Here is a 15,695-nt window from a genome sequence, read left to right as displayed (position 1 = left end):
GTCACCGAGGACTCATCACAGGATGCTCCTCGGTGATTTTTCTAAACAGATATGGAAATCAGTGACAACCGCCGCCGCAACCGCTGCAGTCGCTGGGGGCACATCCGCCTTCAGCCTGCTGGGTGGCTTCTTCGGTAATGCCCATGACTTCGATCTCGAAGGTCAGGGTTTTGCCAGCCAGGGGGTGGTTTAAGTCCACGGTCACTTTTTCGTCATCCACGTGGGTGATCAGGGCGGGAATCTGCTGGCCCTCGGGGGTGGAAAGTGCGATGGACTGGCCTACTTCGGGGTTCATTTCAGGGGGGACGTCGGCAGCAGGGAAGTCCATGCTGTGCTCGTCGGACCGCTCGCCATAGGCTTCTTCAGGAGCGAGGGTAAAGGTTTTTTTGTCACCCACGGACAAGTCCATCAGGGCCGCTTCAAAGCCGGGGATGAGCTGACCTGCACCCATCTGAATTTCAAGGGGAGCGCGTCCTTCACTGCTGTCAAAGACCTCGCCGTCAGCCAGAGTCCCTTTATATGCCACCTGAACGAACAGTCCGTTTTTTACTTTATCCATGGGGGGTCTCCTTTTGGAAGACTTGCGATGGCCCGGGTATCGATCCTGCAGGACGACGTTGTGTCCCGGGGCATCCATAATGTATCCAATCCTTGGTTTTTACATCCATTACAGGGAATGGAATCGTAAAAGAATTGATAAGTCCCGGGCAATAATGTTCCGCAGGACATGAACTCCCGTAAAATATAGGTGCGATAATGGCGTTGTCAAGAATGAGGCGTTACATGTCTCCAAAAATGAACTGCACGATGGCCAGAGCGGCCAGGGGGGCCGTTTCAGCCCGCAGGATGCGAGTACCAAGGCCGGCGATAAGAAACCCCGCGTCTTTTGCCATCTCTGCCTCCTCCGGTGTAAAGCCGCCTTCAGGGCCGATCATCAGGGTGATGTCGGTGAGGCCGGAGGTGTGCAAGGCTTCCAGCTCCTTGAAAGAGACCTGAGCTTCTTCCCAGAAAAAAAGTTTTAAGGTCCCCGCGCCGGAAGGCAATTCGTTAAGCAGGGCTTTCAGCTCGGTGGTGGGGCGGATGACAGGTGCCGTGGTGCGGCCGCATTGTTTCACCGCTTCACCGGCGATTTTATTCCATCGCGCTTCCCGCTTTTCGAGCTTGTCCCCTTTGGGGCGTGCCACCACGCGGCTGGAGAAGAAGGGCTGGAAGGCTGCCATGCCCAGCTCCGTCAGATGGCGCACCAGGTCATCCATTTTTTTTTCTTTGAGAAAAGCCTGGCAGAGGGTGACGGAGGGTGTGGATGCGTCGGCTTCTTTATGCGAATCGGTGAGGGTGACGGACACACTTTTTTCCTGGACCCCTTTTATGACGGCATCGTATTGTGTTCCCTGGCCGTCAAGAAGAATGATTTTTGCGCCAGGTTTCAGGCGAAGCACTTGAATCATGTGGCGTGCTTCGTCTCCTGCGATGATACCGAGGTTTCCTGTGATGTCCTCTTTCCTGATAAAAAAGCGTCTCATGGGCTGGATGTGTTCCTTTTGCGCTGAAAAGACAGGGTCAGTTCCGATGATAATGAGGGGGCTGAGATGTGCGTTGTTACTGCCTATAGTAACGTATTGCCTGGCCTGAATACCCCGCTGGATTGTTCCTTCGGATAATTAACATCTTGACAACCTCATTTCCATAGATTAATTCTTCACGAAAGTTTTAACGCTATGGGTGAAGGAAGGTGGGTCTCATCTTTCTTACGTGTTGACCACGATACAGACAAAGAGCAAAAAGAACATGATTCGATTTTTTAGCGCATTTTATTATTTTTATTACTGGTATCACATCGGTGTACCCAGGCATGCGCTAAATAACACACACTTCTAAGCGTAAAACAGCCGTGGGTAGACCAGACACAAGGTCCCACGGCACTCCAGAACAGGAAACAAAAAGCATCCAGGCCGTGGAAGATACCTTTCACGGCCTTTTTTTATGCTTTAAACTATCGAGGGCTCTTTTGTTGAGGGCGCTCTTTCCTGAAGGAGAAAAAGATGAGCAGCATTGGTAAAATGATTCGTTTTGAACGGATTTTCAACCGATCCACCGGCCGGACCATCATCGTTCCCATGGATCACGGGATCACCGTGGGCCCCATCAAAGGGGTCATTGACATGAAATCCTCCATTCAAAGGGCCGCCAGCGGAGGCGCAAACGCCATCCTGGAGCATAAAGGCCTTGTGGCAGAGGGGCTTCGTGGCGCGGGACCTGATATCGGCCTGATTGTTCACCTTTCCGCATCCACCTGCCTTTCCCCCTTTCCCAACGCAAAAACCCTTGTCTGTTCGGTTGAAGAAGCGATTAAGCTCGGTGCCGACGCCGTCTCCATTCATTTGAACCTGGGCGATGCCGACGAAAAGGAGATGCTCCATGATTTCGGTCGTGTCAGCGCCGATTGTCGGACCTGGGGGATGCCGCTGCTGGCCATGTGTTACGCACGGGGAGAGAAGATCACGAACAGCTATGATGTGAATTTTGTCAAGCATGCCGCCCGCGTCGGGGGTGAGCTGGGCGCCGATATCGTGAAGGTGAACTACACCGGCAGTCCGGAAACCTTTCGCGAGGTGACCCAAGGGTGCAACGTGCCCGTGGTGATCGCAGGGGGCGAAACCATGGACTCCGACCGCGATATCCTGACGATGGTCAAGGACTCCATTGACGCCGGGGGGGCTGGGGTCTCCATCGGTCGCAACGTTTTTCAGCATCGAGATCCCGAAAATCTTGTGAGGGCGATGCATATGATTATTCATCAGGACAAATCCGTTGAAGAAGCTCTGGAGCATTTGGGGAGCGTAGCGTAACATAGGATTTTTATTCTTTAAGGACGATTTGATTATGAGAAAAATATGGGTGAAAGCAGACCCCTGGGACAAGGAACTGGTCTTGACAGCCCTGGAATGCGGGGCCGACGGAATCATGGTGCCTGACGGGTGCTCGGACAAGGTGAAAGAACTCGGACGGATCACCACGCTTTGTGCGGACGGGGATCTGGTTCCGGGCAAGGATGTGGAGCTCTTTACCATCACGAGTGGGGCTGACGAGGCCGCGATCTGCCGTCTTGCCAGCCAGAAACTGGTGATCCTTGAATGCACAGATTGGACCATTATTCCCCTGGAGAACCTTATCGCCAAGGGCGCGGATGTGGCTGCCCTGGTGCGAAGCTTCGATGAGGCGCAGCTTGCCTTCGGCATTCTGGAAAAAGGGGTCAAGCAGGTGATGCTGGACACCCGGGATCCCATGGAGCTTAAAAAAACCTTGGAGCTGCTCAAGGGAGAGACACGGACTCTTTCTCTGGTGGAAGCGGAGATCATTGAGGTGAAGAACATCGGCATGGGGGATCGCGTCTGCGTGGATACCTGTCAGAACATGAAAAAAGGCGAGGGCATGCTGGTGGGCAATTCCAGCAGCGCCTTGTTTCTGGTCCATGCGGAGACGGTCTCCAATCCGTATGTGGCCCAGCGTCCCTTCAGGGTCAATGCCGGGGCAGTGCATGCCTACACCCGGGTTCCGGGCGGACGCACCCGGTACTTGAGTGAAATTGAAGCCGGCGATGAGGTGGAAATTATTGGCCACGACGGGACGGCCACCAGCGCCGTGGTGGGTCGCATCAAGATTGAAAAACGGCCCATGCTCCTGATCACCGCCCGTATCGGTGAAAAGGGGGTGGCCACGATTGTTCAGAACGCTGAAACCATTCGCCTCACCTCACCGGAGGGTGAGCCCCTTTCCGTGGTGGCCCTTTCACCAGGCGATCGTGTGATGGCGTATCATGAAGAGGGCGGGCGTCACTTCGGTCACAAGGTGGACGAAACGATTACGGAGAAATGATCATGGAAAAGCCTCAACCGGGTGTGGAACCCTTTGAAAAAGAGCTGACCGAACTGCGCGGAAAGATCGACGGGATTGATACGCAGATTGTCTCTTTGATCAATGAACGGCTGGGCGTGAGCGCCGCAGTCGGAGATTTGAAGCGGCAGTATGACAGCAAAGTCCTCGACCGGTCTCGAGAGTCTCTGATCATGGATCGCATCTGCCGGCTGAACCAGGGCCCGGTGGATGATACCGTGCTCCAGTATATCTTCAGCGTGATCATGGCCGCGTCCCGTGAGCTGCAAAAGCCACAGACCATCGCCTACCTTGGTCCTGAAGCGACCCACAGCCACTTGGCGGCCCTCAGCCATTTCCGTCATTCGGGGCATTTTGTTCCCTACCGCAATATTGCAGAAATTTTTGCGGAGGTGGAACGCGGCGGCTGCCAGAATGGGGTGGTGCCTGTGGAGAACTCCATCGAGGGGGCGGTGACCCACACTCTGGACATGCTTTTTGAGTCCGATGTGAAGATCATCGCGGAACACTATCAGGCCATCAGTCACGATCTGCTCTCTCTCTGGGGCAATCTCGATGAGGTGGAGGTGGTTTATTCCCACCCCCAGCCCTTTGCCCAGTGTCGTAGCTGGCTTCAGCGGAATCTTCCGGAGGTGGTGCTTGAGGAGTGCAGCAGCACGGCCCAGGCGGCCCAGAAAGCAGCGACGAACCCTAAGTCTGCGGCCATTGCCAGCAGCAAGGCCGCCCAGGTGTATGGCCTTCAGGTGGTGGAGTCCAAGATTGAAGACTCCTCCCGCAATGAAACCCGTTTCCTTGTTCTGGGGCGGGAAGACCAGGCCCCTACAGGCAATGACAAGACCTCGGTGATGTTTGTAACCTCTCACATTCCCGGCGCGCTGTTTACCACGCTGGAGCCGGTGGCCGACACCGGACTGAACATGGTGAAGCTGGAGTCCCGCCCCACGAAGCGTGAAAACTGGAGCTACTTTTTTATCATGGATATCGAAGGCCATAAGGATGACGCCCGGATGAAACGGGTTCTGGACACCATGAAGGGGCTCTGTCTTTACCTGAAGGTGCTGGGTTCCTATCCCAAGGGCGAGCACGCAGGGTATCGTAACGCCGATGAAAGCTCGCCGGAGGTCTTATAACCATGGCAATTGACGCAAAAACGAGGCTTTTCGGGGTCTTCGGCGATCCAGTCGCCCATAGCCTGAGCCCGGCCATGCACAACGCGGCCTTTGGTGCCTGCCGTTTGAACGCTGTGTATCTTGCCTTTGGATTGAAAGATGCCCAAGGGGCGGTTCAGGCCATGCGAACCCTCGGGATGGGGGGGGCCAGCGTCACCATTCCCCATAAGACCGATGTCATGGCGTATCTGGATGAGGTGGATCTTACCGCCCGGGAAATCGGTGCGGTGAACACCCTTGTGAACCGGGAAGGGAAGCTGATCGGGTTTAATTCGGATGTGGCCGGGGCCATGCGGGCTCTGGAGGAGAAGGGAACGATCGCCGGGAAAAAAGTGCTGATGATCGGCGCGGGAGGCGCTGCGCGCGCCATCGGATACGGCATCCGGCAGAGAGGGGGCAGCCTTCTGATCACCAATCGAAGTGAGGATAAGGGCAATGCACTTGCCGAGGACCTGGGGGCGGCGTTTTCCCCCCTTTCTGATGTGGACCTTGGCACGGTGGATATTTTGATCAACGCCACCTCCGTGGGGATGGTCCCACGAACCGATGCGGTGCCCCTTTCCTTAGACGGCCTGACTTCCCGGACCCTGGTGATGGATATCGTCTACAATCCCCTGGAGACAGCGCTTCTCTCCGCGGCCCGGGCTAAAGGGTGTGTGACCGTGGATGGGACCGCCATGTTTGTATATCAGGCTGTTTCCCAGTTTGAGCTGTGGACCGGTCTTGAGGCCCCTGTGGATCTCATGAGGCGGACCGTGCTGGAGGCGTTGGGCCGCTATTAGTGAATAGTGAATAGTGAGTCGTGATTGGTGAATGGTGAGTGGTGGGTAGTGAGTAGTGAGTAGTGAGTGGCGGACGCAAACCCGCTTTCAAGGTGGCGCCACCTTGCCGCCGGAGGCCCATTTTATTTTATCAGATAACAGATGAGGCAGACCATGAGAGAGATTAAGCCCGGAGTGGGCAGAGATAAAATAACGGTGACCCTGCCGGGATCCAAGAGTTACTCCCACCGGCTGCTTATCGCTGCGGCGTTGGCCGATGGGGAGAGCCGGATTACGGGGCTTCTCCGGAGCGAGGATACGCTGTTGACCCGTGACGCGCTGCGGGCCTTTGGCGCGGTGATCGAAGATGAGGGCGAGGCCATGGTGGTGAGGGGGACGGACGGCAGGCTAAGGGCCTGTACTGAGCCCATTTATCTGGCCAACTCCGGGACCTCCATGCGACTTCTTACGGGGATTGCCGCGCTGGGGCAGGGCGAGACCGTGTTGACGGGGACAAAGCGCATGGGGGAACGGCCCATTGAAGACCTGCTGGTGGCCATGCGCCAGGCGGGGGTCTCGGCGGAATGCGTTCACCCCACCCAGTGTCCTCCGGTGAAGGTGAAAGGGGGCGATTTTAAGGGCGGGGCGGTGAGCCTGGATTGCCGTATCAGCAGTCAGTTTCTCTCCTCCCTTCTTCTGGCGGCCCCTTATGCCCGGGAAGGCCTGTCGGTGACGGTGGCCGGGGAGCTGGTCTCGAAGCCTTATGTTGAGATCACGCTGGACATTATGGCACGCTTCGGCATTGAGGTTACTCACGATAACTTTCAGGTGTTTCGTGTGGCGCCGCATCAGAGCTATCGCCCCGGAACCTATCACTGCGAACCCGACGGTTCCAACGCCAGCTATTTCTGGGCGGCGGCGGCGGTCACGGGAAAGAGCGTCAAGGTAAGGCACGTGACCCGAAATTCCCGCCAGGGGGATGTGGGGTTTGTGGACGTGCTGGAGAAGATGGGATGCACTGTCGTCCATGAAGAGGACGGAACCACCGTGACCGGAGGCGAGCTTTCTGCCGTCACCGTGGACATGTCCCTGATGCCCGATGTGGTGCCCACCCTGGCCGTGGTGGCGGCCCACGCGAAGGGGACCACGGTGATTCAGAACGTGGCTCACCTGCGGGAGAAGGAGTGCGATCGCCTGGGCTGTGTGGCCACGGAGCTTCGCAAGATGGGCATTGACGCCGTGGCAGGGGAGAGTAGCCTTGAAATTACCGGTGGGGCGCTTTCAGGCTCCGAGGTAGAGACGTACGATGACCATCGCATGGCCATGAGTTTTTCCATTGCCGGTCTTACGACTCCGGGGGTTCGGATTCTGGACCCCGGCTGCGTGAAGAAGTCTTTCCCCACGTATTGGGATGTGTTCGATACCTTACAGTCCTGAGCGGTGGGAAGAATAAAAGATTCAAAATGAGGTGACTTCCATGTCCAACAACATCTACCTGACAGGTTATCGATGCACGGGAAAGAGTACCGTGGGAAAAATCCTTGCGGATCGGATGCACCGGCACTTTATAGACACCGATGGCTTTATCATCGGGTATGCCGGAGCGAGTGTGGATGAGATCGTGACCCGGGATGGGTGGGGAGGCTTTCGCAAGCTGGAGCAGTTTGCTTTGCGGCAGGTCGCCGACAGTGATGGGGTGATCGTGGCCACCGGGGGTGGAATCATCGTGAATTCTGAGAATCGGAGCCTGATGCGGGGCTCCGGCACCGTGGTCTGGTTGAAAGCCAGAGTCCACACCCTGACACGGCGAATCATGACCGATGCGGTAACGGCCACGCAGCGGCCTTCTTTAACCGGAGTCGGTGTGGAAGATGAAATCGCTTCTGTACTGAAGGAGAGGGAGCCCCTGTATCAGGCGGCCGCCCATCTGACCCTGGAGACCGATGGCATGTCTCCGGAATCGATCGCCGAAGAGATTCTTCTTCAGCTGAAACGCTGAATGGGAGCTATCCCTTGGTGGCACGGCGAGTTCCTTTGAAAACATGACAATTGACTTTAAAAATATGTCGCAACTATTTCATATCAATGGGCGTTGCGACTGATCTTACTTGGTATGTATCGCCCGTGAATCGGGCGAATCAGGAGAAAAAAATGGCAGGAAATACCCTTGGCGATCTGTTTCGTATAACCACATGGGGTGAATCCCATGGAGAGGCGGTGGGCGTCACGATCGACGGCGCACCCGCGGGGATCCCCTTTACCGAAATCCATGTTCAGGCATGGCTTGATCGCCGGAAACCCGGGGGGGGGAAGATCAGCACCTCCCGGAAAGAGCCGGATACAGCAACCATTCTCTCGGGAACCTTTGAGGGCAAAACCACGGGGACCCCAATTACCATTGTGGTGGAAAATCAGGACGCCCATTCTGGCTCTTACGTTGATATCAAGGATCTCTACCGTCCGGGGCACGGGGACATTACCTACGACAAGAAGTACGGAATCCGGGATTACCGGGGCGGGGGACGTGCCTCGGCACGTGAAACCGTGGGGCGTGTTGCGGCGGCGGCCCTGGCCTGTGAGATCTTGAAACCCCTTGGCGTGTCCATCCTTGCGGCCACGGTTGAGTTGGGTGGGGTGCGGGCGGAAAAGAGGGCGTATGAAAAGATGGGCGAGAACCCGTATCTTTGTCCCGATGCGGAGGCTGCCGAAGCCATGGACGCCCGGGTGGATGCGGTGAGACGAGAGGGTGATTCCCTGGGGGGCGTGGTGGAGATCATCGCCGACGGGGTCCCCGCAGGCCTTGGGGAGCCGGTGTTCGAAAAGCTTGATGCCGCCCTGGCCGGGGCGCTCATGGGCATTGGTGCGGTCAAAGGGGTGGAGATCGGTGCGGGTTTTGACGCAGCACGGATGACAGGCTCTGAAAACAATGACCCCATTATCCCGGAGGGGTTCTCCTCCAACCACGCAGGGGGGGTGCTGGCAGGCATTTCAAACGGCGCGCCTCTGGTAATGCGTGTGGCTGTTAAGCCCATCCCTTCGATTACCCGTGAGCAGGTGACCCTCAACACGAAAGGAGAGCCCGCAACGATTCGGACCCGCGGGCGTCATGACGTGTCGGCCATTCCGCGCGTAAATGTGGTGTGTGAAGCCATGGTGGCCCTGGTGCTGGCCGATCATTTTTTGAGGCAGAGGGCAGTGAAATGGACCAGATAACCTTGGGCATTGTCGGTGGGAAAGGGGGGATGGGTCGTCTGTTTGACGCCTGGTTTGTCAGGCGGGGGCACCGGGTTCTCCTGGCGGATGTCGGTACCGAGACCACGGCCGACGAGCTGGCCCGTCGCTGCGATCTGGTGATGATCGCCACCCCCATGGATGTCGCACCGGCCATTGCCAAAAACCTGGGTCGGCGCATGTCAAAGGAACAGGGGCTCTTCGATATCTGCTCCCTGAAGGAGGAGATCACAGAGGTGATGATGGACTCGGCTTCGTGTGAGGTGGTGGGGACCCACCCGATGTTCGGGCCACATACCGAAGGGGTGGCCGGGCAGAATATCATTTTGACGCCGGGGCGTGGGGAGCGGTGGCTTGCCTTTCTTGAGGCGGAGTTTGTCGATGGTGGGGCGCGGGTGTCCCGCATGACCCCTGAAGCCCATGACCGGGCCATGGCCCTCGCCCAGGGGTTGACCCACATCGTCACGATTTCCATGGGGCGGACGCTGCAAAAGTTGGGCGTCACCCCCGATATGGCTCTCTCCTATGCCACGCCCATTTTTAAGCTGAAGAACGATTTGATCGGTCGTTTGTTTGCTCAGGATCCAGACCTTTATGCCGCCATGGTGGGGGACAACCCTTATGTCGGTGAGATGGTGGACCTTTTTGGTGATGCGCTCTCCGAGACAGCAGAGGCGATGGTGGATGCGGAGCGAGACGGGTCTCTGACTTATATGAAGGAGATTCGTGAATTTCTGGGGCCGTGCTGCGAGGTTGGGCTTGAAGAATCCAATAAACTGCTAAAGTCTGTGGTTTGAGAGGGGGGGCCGGGAAGGGTCGGATCCTGTGAATGGAGGGGGATGCCAGGGCTAAGTTGTGTTCGGTGGGGATGAAAATGAGAGGTCGTTGAGGAATGGGGTTGATAATGTTCCCGAGAGAGACTAACATGGGTTTGACCTATAAACGATGTTCCTATCCCTGCTCAACCCAACTTCCCTGGAGGCCCCATGACCGAGACCATCTATCAGGATAAACCGTGGCTCAGCAGTTACGGGGAGGGCATCCCCTCCCATGTGGATTATGAAGAGATTTTCCTGACCGATTTCCTGGAACGTTCTGTCAAGCAATACCCGGACAACATCGCGCTTAATTTTCAGGGTTTCAAACTGACGTACAGCGAGACGGACCGAATGGTGAAGTCCCTGGCGGCGTGGTTGAAGTCTATCGGTGTTGAAAAAGACGATCGGGTGGCGGTCCTGCTTCCCAATGTCATTCCCTGTCTTGTGATTTATTATGCCGCCATGCGTGTGGGGGCCATCTGCGTGATGAATAACCCCTTGTACACCGATCGGGAGCTGCTGCACCAGTTTAACGATTCCGGGGCAACGGTCCTGGTGACCCTGGACCTTCTGGCCAATCGCATGACGGCCCTTCGCAGTAAAACCTCTATCAAAGAGATCGTCTACACCTCCATCGGGGATTACCTCCCCTTTCCCAAAAATCTTCTGTTTCCCCTGGTGGGCAAAAAGAAAAAGTTGGCCGCCGACGTGGCTCCGGCTCCGAATGTGTTTAAGTGGAAGGAGATCGTGGCGGCCAACGCGCCCACCGAGTTTCATGAGACGTTGAGCCTCGATGATGTGGCCATGTATCAGTACACAGGGGGAACCACCGGTCCCTCCAAAGGGGTCATGTTGACCCATCGCAACCTCTCCTTTCAGATTCAACAGGCCAGCATCTGGTTTTCTGAGTTTGAAAAGGGAGCGGAGAGCTGCATCGCTGCGCTTCCGTGGTTTCATATCTTTGGGCTGACCTGTGCCCTGAACTATCCTATCTCCATGGGCTGGGAGATGATCCTGGTGCCGAAACCTCAAGGGCCACAGCTCCTTGAGACCATTCGTAAATTCCGGCCCACCTTTGCGCCGCTGGTGCCCACCATGTACATCAGTATGTTGAACGATCCGGCCATTGACAAGACCGATCTGACCTCCATAAAAGGGTGCTTTTCCGGAAGTGCACCGCTTCCCCTGGAGGTGACTCGGGAATTTGAGCGACGGTCCGGGTCTGTGATTGTGGAGGGGTTCGGCATGACCGAAACCAGCCCGGTGACTCACATGAATCCCTTCAGTGGGGGCAAACGGAAGGTGGGAAGCGTTGGTATACCGGCACCGGATACCGAAGCACGGGTGGTGGATCTCGCCGACGGAGAGACCGATATGCCCGTGGGTGAGGTGGGCGAATTGCTGGTGCGGGGACCCCAGGTCATGAAGGGGTATTATAATCGTCCCGAGGCCACCGCAGAGAACCTGACCGATGGCTGGCTGCACACCGGGGATATCTCTCGGATGGACGAGGAAGGGTACTTTTATATCGTGGACCGGAAAAAGGACATGATTCTTTCCGGTGGATACAATGTCTACCCCAGGGACATTGATGAGGTGCTTTATGAACATCCCAAGGTTCAGGAGGCGTGTTCCATCGGTATTCCACATGATCACCGTGGGGAAGCCATCAAGGCTTTTGTGGTGCTTAAGGCCGGGGAAACCGCCACGGAACAAGAGATGATCGATTTTTGCAGCGATAAGCTGGCCAAGTATAAGTGGCCCATTGCTGTGGAGTTTCGGCCTGAGCTCCCCAAGTCCACGGTGGGGAAAATTCTGCGAAAGGATCTTCGAGAAGAGGAGGGGAGCAAGAGCACCCTCGCCGCCGGGACCTGATGGCCCTTGCGCGAATAAGAAACCGCTGGCTTATGCTCTGTAAATGTACGTGAAAACTGTTTAATAAAAATAACTTGATAAAGTGATTGCGTGGGGCTGAATCCTGTTGACAGCGCACCGTCACTCCCTTAATTCATACGTTTTGAAATGATGATTTTTAATGTCAGTATGAAGAAGTGGAGGACAGTGCGTGACCAACAAGGTGACTTACCAGAGCAAGCCGTGGTTAAACAGCTACGAAACAGGGGTTCCTGAATTTCTTGAGTTTGAGGACGTTTTTATCGCGGATTTCCTGGAACGCTCGGTGCGTCGGTTTCCTGACAACACCGCGCTGATTTTCCAGGGATACAGGGTCTCGTATCTTGAATTGGACGGCATGGTGCGATCCATGGTGGCCTGCCTCCGGGGGATGGGGGTGAAAAAAGGGGAGAGCGTTGCGATTCTCCTGCCCAACGTCATCCCCTGCGTGGTGGCCTATTACGCTATTTTGCGCTTAGGGGCCGTGGCGGTGATGAACAACCCCTTGTACACCGATCGGGAGCTGATGCATCAGTTTAACGATTCCGGTGCCGTGCTGCTGATTACCCTGGACCTGCTCGCCGATCGCATGGTGGCCCTTCGCGAGAAGACCGGCATCAAAAAGATTATCTATACCTCCCTCGGGGACTACCTGCCCTTTCCGAAAAATCTTCTCTTTCCTCTGGTGGCCAAACGAAAGAAGATGGCGGCGACCGTCGCCCCTGCTCCCGATCTTTACAAGTGGAAAAAGGTGATCTCTTCCCATGCGCCTTCCGATTATCGTGAGGCGCTTGATTGGGATGATGTGGCCATGTACCAGTATACCGGTGGGACCACGGGCATTTCCAAGGGGGTTATGTTGACTCACCGGAACCTGAGCTGCCAGGTTCAACAACTTACGGCATGGTTTTCAAGTCTGAGCGACGGGGAAGAGATCTTTATCGGTGCGCTTCCTTTTTTCCATATCTTTGGGTTAACCACCACCATGAACCTGTCCGTCGCCATGGCGGGGTCCATCGTGCTGGTCCCCAAGCCTCAGGGAACCCAACTCCTTGAGGCCATGCGAATGTACCGTCCCACCTTTGTCCCGCTGGTCCCCACCATGTACATCAGTATGGTCCATGACCCTGCCATCAATAAGACCGATCTTTCCTGCATAAAAGGTTTATTCTCCGGTAGCTCTCCGCTCCCCGTGGAGGTGATCCGGGAGGTTGAAAAACGCTCCGGGTCCGTGATCGCCGAGGGCTTCGGTATGACGGAGTCGTGTCCGGTGACCCATATCAACCCCTTCCACGGCGGTCCCCGGAAAGCGGGCAGTATCGGGGTGCCTCTCAGCAACACCGAAGCCCGTATTGTCGATCTTGCCGACGGGGTCACCGAGATGCCGGTGGGGGAGATGGGGGAACTTGTCATACGGGGTCCCCAGGTGATGAAAGGGTATCTGAACAATCCGGAAGCCACGGAGGAGGCACTGGCGGGTGGGTGGCTCCATACCGGTGACATCGCGAAGATGGACGAGGACGGTTATTTTTTTGTCGTGGACCGCAAAAAGGACATGATCATTTCCGGGGGGTACAACGTGTATCCCAGGGATATCGATGAGGTGTTCTACGAACATCCCAAGGTGCAGGAGGCCTGCGCGATTGGTATTCCACACGCCCACCGGGGAGAAGCCGTGAAGGTCTTTTTAGTATTGCGGGAAGGGGAGACCGCCACCGAGCAGGAGATGATCGATTTTTGTACCGATAAATTGGCCAAGTACAAATGGCCGGTGGCCGTGGAGTTTCGCAGGGAATTCCCCAAGTCTACGGTGGGTAAAATTCTGCGAAAAGATCTTCGGAAGGAAGAGGTGAACACGAGCCCCCGGACGTCAGGGATCTGACGGCCCGTGTGTGAAAAAGAAGGGGTAAAATGTTAGGGTGTTAGCACGCGTGAAAAATGTTTAATAAAAGTAACATGATAAAGTGATTGGGCGGGGTCGAATCCTGTTGACAGGGCACCGTCACTCCCTTAATTCATACGCACTAAGATATGATTTTTAACCTCAGTATGAAGAGTGGAGGGTAGATACGTGACCAACAAGGTGACTTACCAGAGCAAGCCGTGGCTGAGCAGCTACGAAGCAGGGGTCCAGGAATCCCTTGATTTTGAAAAGCTTTTTATCGCTGATTCCCTGGAACGCTCGGTGAGTCGGTTTCCTGAAAATACGGCGTTGATTTTTCAGGGCTACAAAGTGTCGTACCGTGAGCTTGACCGCATGGTGCGGTCGATGGTGGCCTGCTTTCAGGAGATGGGCGTGAAAAAAGGGGACAGCGTGGCGATTCTTTTGCCCAACCTGATCCCCTGCGTGGTGGCCTACTACGCCACCTTGCGCCTGGGCGCGGTTGTGGTCATGAACAACCCCCTGTACACCGATCGGGAGCTGATGCATCAGTTTAATGACTCCGGGGCCGTGCTTCTCATCACCCTGGATCTGCTTGCCGATCGAATGGTGGCCCTTCGCGAGAAAACGGGCATCAAAAAAATTATTTACACCTCCATCGGAGATTACCTGCCGTTTCCACAAAATCTTCTCTTTCCTCTGGTGGCCAAACGAAAAAAGATGGCGGCTTCCGTGACACCGGCTCCCGATCTCTACAAATGGAAAAAGATGATCGCGTCCCACGCTCCGTCTGATTATCATGAGGAGATCGACTGGGACGATGTGGCCATGTATCAGTACACCGGGGGGACCACCGGCATTTCCAAGGGGGTCATGCTGACCCACCGCAACCTGAGTTGCCAGGTGCAGCAGGTTACCTCGTGGTTTCCCGTTTTGAGGGTGGGGGAAGAGGTCTTTCTCGGGGCGCTTCCCTTTTTCCATATTTTTGGATTGACCACCACCATGAACCTGCCCATCGCTCTGGGGGAGGCCATCATTCTGGTTCCCAAACCCCAGGGGGCTCAGCTTCTGGAGGCCATTCAAAAATTTCGCCCCACCTTTGCTCCCCTGGTGCCTACCATGTACATCAGCATGGTGCATGACCCTGCCATCGACAACACCGATCTCTCCTGCATCCGGGGCTTTTTCTCTGGCAGTGCCCCGCTGCCTGTGGAGGTGATCCGTGAGTTTGAGCGGCGTTCCGGTTCTGTGATCGCCGAAGGTTTCGGCATGACCGAGTCCTGCCCGGTAACCCATATCAACCCCTTCCATGGCGGGGCGCGGAAAGCGGGCAGTATCGGGTTGCCCATCAGCAATACCGAAGCACGCATTCTGGATCTTGTCGACGGGGTGACTGAGGTGCCCGTCGGGGAGGTGGGTGAGCTCGTGGTCAGGGGGCCCCAGGTGATGAAGGGGTACCTGAATCGGCCGGAGGCCACCGAGGAGACTCTCTGCGACGGCTGGCTCCATACCGGTGACATTGCGAAGATGGATGAGGACGGGTATTTTTATGTTGTCGATCGCAAAAAGGATATGATCATCTCCGGCGGGTACAATGTCTATCCTCGGGATATCGATGAGGTGCTCTTTGAAAATCCCAAGGTGCAGGAGGCCTGTACCATTGGTATTTCCCATCCCCATCGGGGGGAGGCTGCCAAGGTCTTTGTGGTGCTGAAAGAGGGCGAAACCGCCACTGAAAAAGAGCTGATTGGTTACTGCTCAGGCAAACTCGCCAAGTACAAGTGGCCCGTCTCTGTTGCCTTCCGTTCGGAGTTGCCCAAGTCCACCGTGGGAAAAATTCTGCGAAAGCAGCTGCGGGATGAAGAGGGCGGTAAAGAAGCTTAAAGATTCTATTTTTTAGCGTGTTAGCCCGGATATTTCACGAGTTGGGTGCGCTCATATGCAAGGCATCAGAGCTGAAGATGTAGTGGTTTACCTCAAAGCTCTGATAACGCGGCAGATGAGTGCACCCGGCTCGCCCGAAGGGTGAGAAAATCAGACAGAATAC

13 protein-coding genes are annotated in these 15,695 nt (G+C 55.9%); 11 read left to right on the top strand and 2 right to left on the bottom strand.

Annotation, left to right across the window (positions count from 1 at the left end):
- Nucleotides 1–58: 58 nt before the first annotated feature.
- Together Q1Q75_RS18125 and Q1Q75_RS18120 are read right to left on the bottom strand one after the other, a co-directional pair.
- Nucleotides 59–559: a peptidylprolyl isomerase gene (locus tag Q1Q75_RS18125; RefSeq protein WP_300673537.1), complete on the bottom strand. Its 501-nt coding sequence runs from the start codon at nt 557–559 to the stop codon at nt 59–61.
- Nucleotides 560–779: 220 nt separating this feature from the next.
- Nucleotides 780–1,523, bottom strand: a complete 744-nt coding sequence (locus Q1Q75_RS18120) for a 16S rRNA (uracil(1498)-N(3))-methyltransferase (protein WP_300673534.1) — start codon at nt 1,521–1,523, stop codon at nt 780–782.
- 519 nt (nt 1,524–2,042) lie between these two features.
- On the opposite strand from Q1Q75_RS18120, the gene Q1Q75_RS18115 reads away from it, so the two are divergent.
- The 11 genes from Q1Q75_RS18115 to Q1Q75_RS18065 all read left to right on the top strand — a co-directional run bounded on the left by Q1Q75_RS18115 (nt 2,043) and on the right by Q1Q75_RS18065 (nt 15,532).
- Nucleotides 2,043–2,849: a 2-amino-3,7-dideoxy-D-threo-hept-6-ulosonate synthase gene (locus tag Q1Q75_RS18115; protein ID WP_300673530.1), complete on the top strand. Its 807-nt coding sequence runs from the start codon at nt 2,043–2,045 to the stop codon at nt 2,847–2,849.
- Between the two features lie 34 nt (nt 2,850–2,883).
- Nucleotides 2,884–3,876: a 3-dehydroquinate synthase II gene (locus Q1Q75_RS18110; RefSeq protein ID WP_300673528.1), complete on the top strand. Its 993-nt coding sequence runs from the start codon at nt 2,884–2,886 to the stop codon at nt 3,874–3,876.
- 2 nt (nt 3,877–3,878) lie between these two features.
- A complete protein-coding gene (pheA, locus tag Q1Q75_RS18105; protein ID WP_300673526.1) occupies nt 3,879–5,024 on the top strand; it encodes a prephenate dehydratase in 1,146 nt (381 codons plus the stop codon).
- Between the two features lie 2 nt (nt 5,025–5,026).
- Nucleotides 5,027–5,845 carry a shikimate dehydrogenase gene (locus tag Q1Q75_RS18100; RefSeq protein WP_300673523.1) on the top strand — a complete coding sequence of 273 codons (819 nt, stop codon included), beginning with the start codon at nt 5,027–5,029 and terminating at the stop codon, nt 5,843–5,845.
- 153 nt (nt 5,846–5,998) lie between these two features.
- The gene (gene aroA, locus Q1Q75_RS18095) at nt 5,999–7,261 is read left to right on the top strand and encodes a 3-phosphoshikimate 1-carboxyvinyltransferase (protein ID WP_300673521.1); all 1,263 of its coding nucleotides are present in this window, start codon (nt 5,999–6,001) and stop codon (nt 7,259–7,261) included.
- A gap of 40 nt (nt 7,262–7,301) precedes the next feature.
- Nucleotides 7,302–7,823, top strand: a complete 522-nt coding sequence (aroL, locus tag Q1Q75_RS18090) for a shikimate kinase AroL (RefSeq protein WP_300673518.1) — start codon at nt 7,302–7,304, stop codon at nt 7,821–7,823.
- A 152-nt stretch (nt 7,824–7,975) separates the two neighbouring features.
- Nucleotides 7,976–9,037: a chorismate synthase gene (gene aroC, locus Q1Q75_RS18085; protein ID WP_300673516.1), complete on the top strand. Its 1,062-nt coding sequence runs from the start codon at nt 7,976–7,978 to the stop codon at nt 9,035–9,037.
- Nucleotides 9,025–9,852, top strand: a complete 828-nt coding sequence (locus Q1Q75_RS18080) for a prephenate dehydrogenase/arogenate dehydrogenase family protein (RefSeq protein ID WP_300673514.1) — start codon at nt 9,025–9,027, stop codon at nt 9,850–9,852. The genes aroC and Q1Q75_RS18080 overlap by 13 nt, the downstream gene beginning before the upstream one ends.
- Nucleotides 9,853–10,041: 189 nt before the next feature.
- Entirely contained in the window at nt 10,042–11,748 is a 1,707-nt protein-coding gene (locus tag Q1Q75_RS18075) for a long-chain fatty acid--CoA ligase (protein ID WP_300673512.1), read from the top strand.
- A 190-nt stretch (nt 11,749–11,938) separates the two neighbouring features.
- Entirely contained in the window at nt 11,939–13,648 is a 1,710-nt protein-coding gene (locus Q1Q75_RS18070) for a long-chain fatty acid--CoA ligase (RefSeq protein WP_300673508.1), read from the top strand.
- Between the two features lie 189 nt (nt 13,649–13,837).
- A complete protein-coding gene (locus Q1Q75_RS18065) occupies nt 13,838–15,532 on the top strand; it encodes a long-chain fatty acid--CoA ligase (RefSeq protein ID WP_300673506.1) in 1,695 nt (564 codons plus the stop codon).
- The last annotated feature ends 163 nt before the right edge of the window (nt 15,533–15,695 follow it).

Origin of the sequence: Desulfoluna sp., from assembly GCF_030145185.1 — a bacterium.
Taxonomy (GTDB): Bacteria; Desulfobacterota; Desulfobacteria; order Desulfobacterales; family Desulfolunaceae; genus Desulfoluna.
Note: the sequence above shows the minus strand (reverse complement) of the source record. Positions and strands in the feature narration are given on the sequence as shown.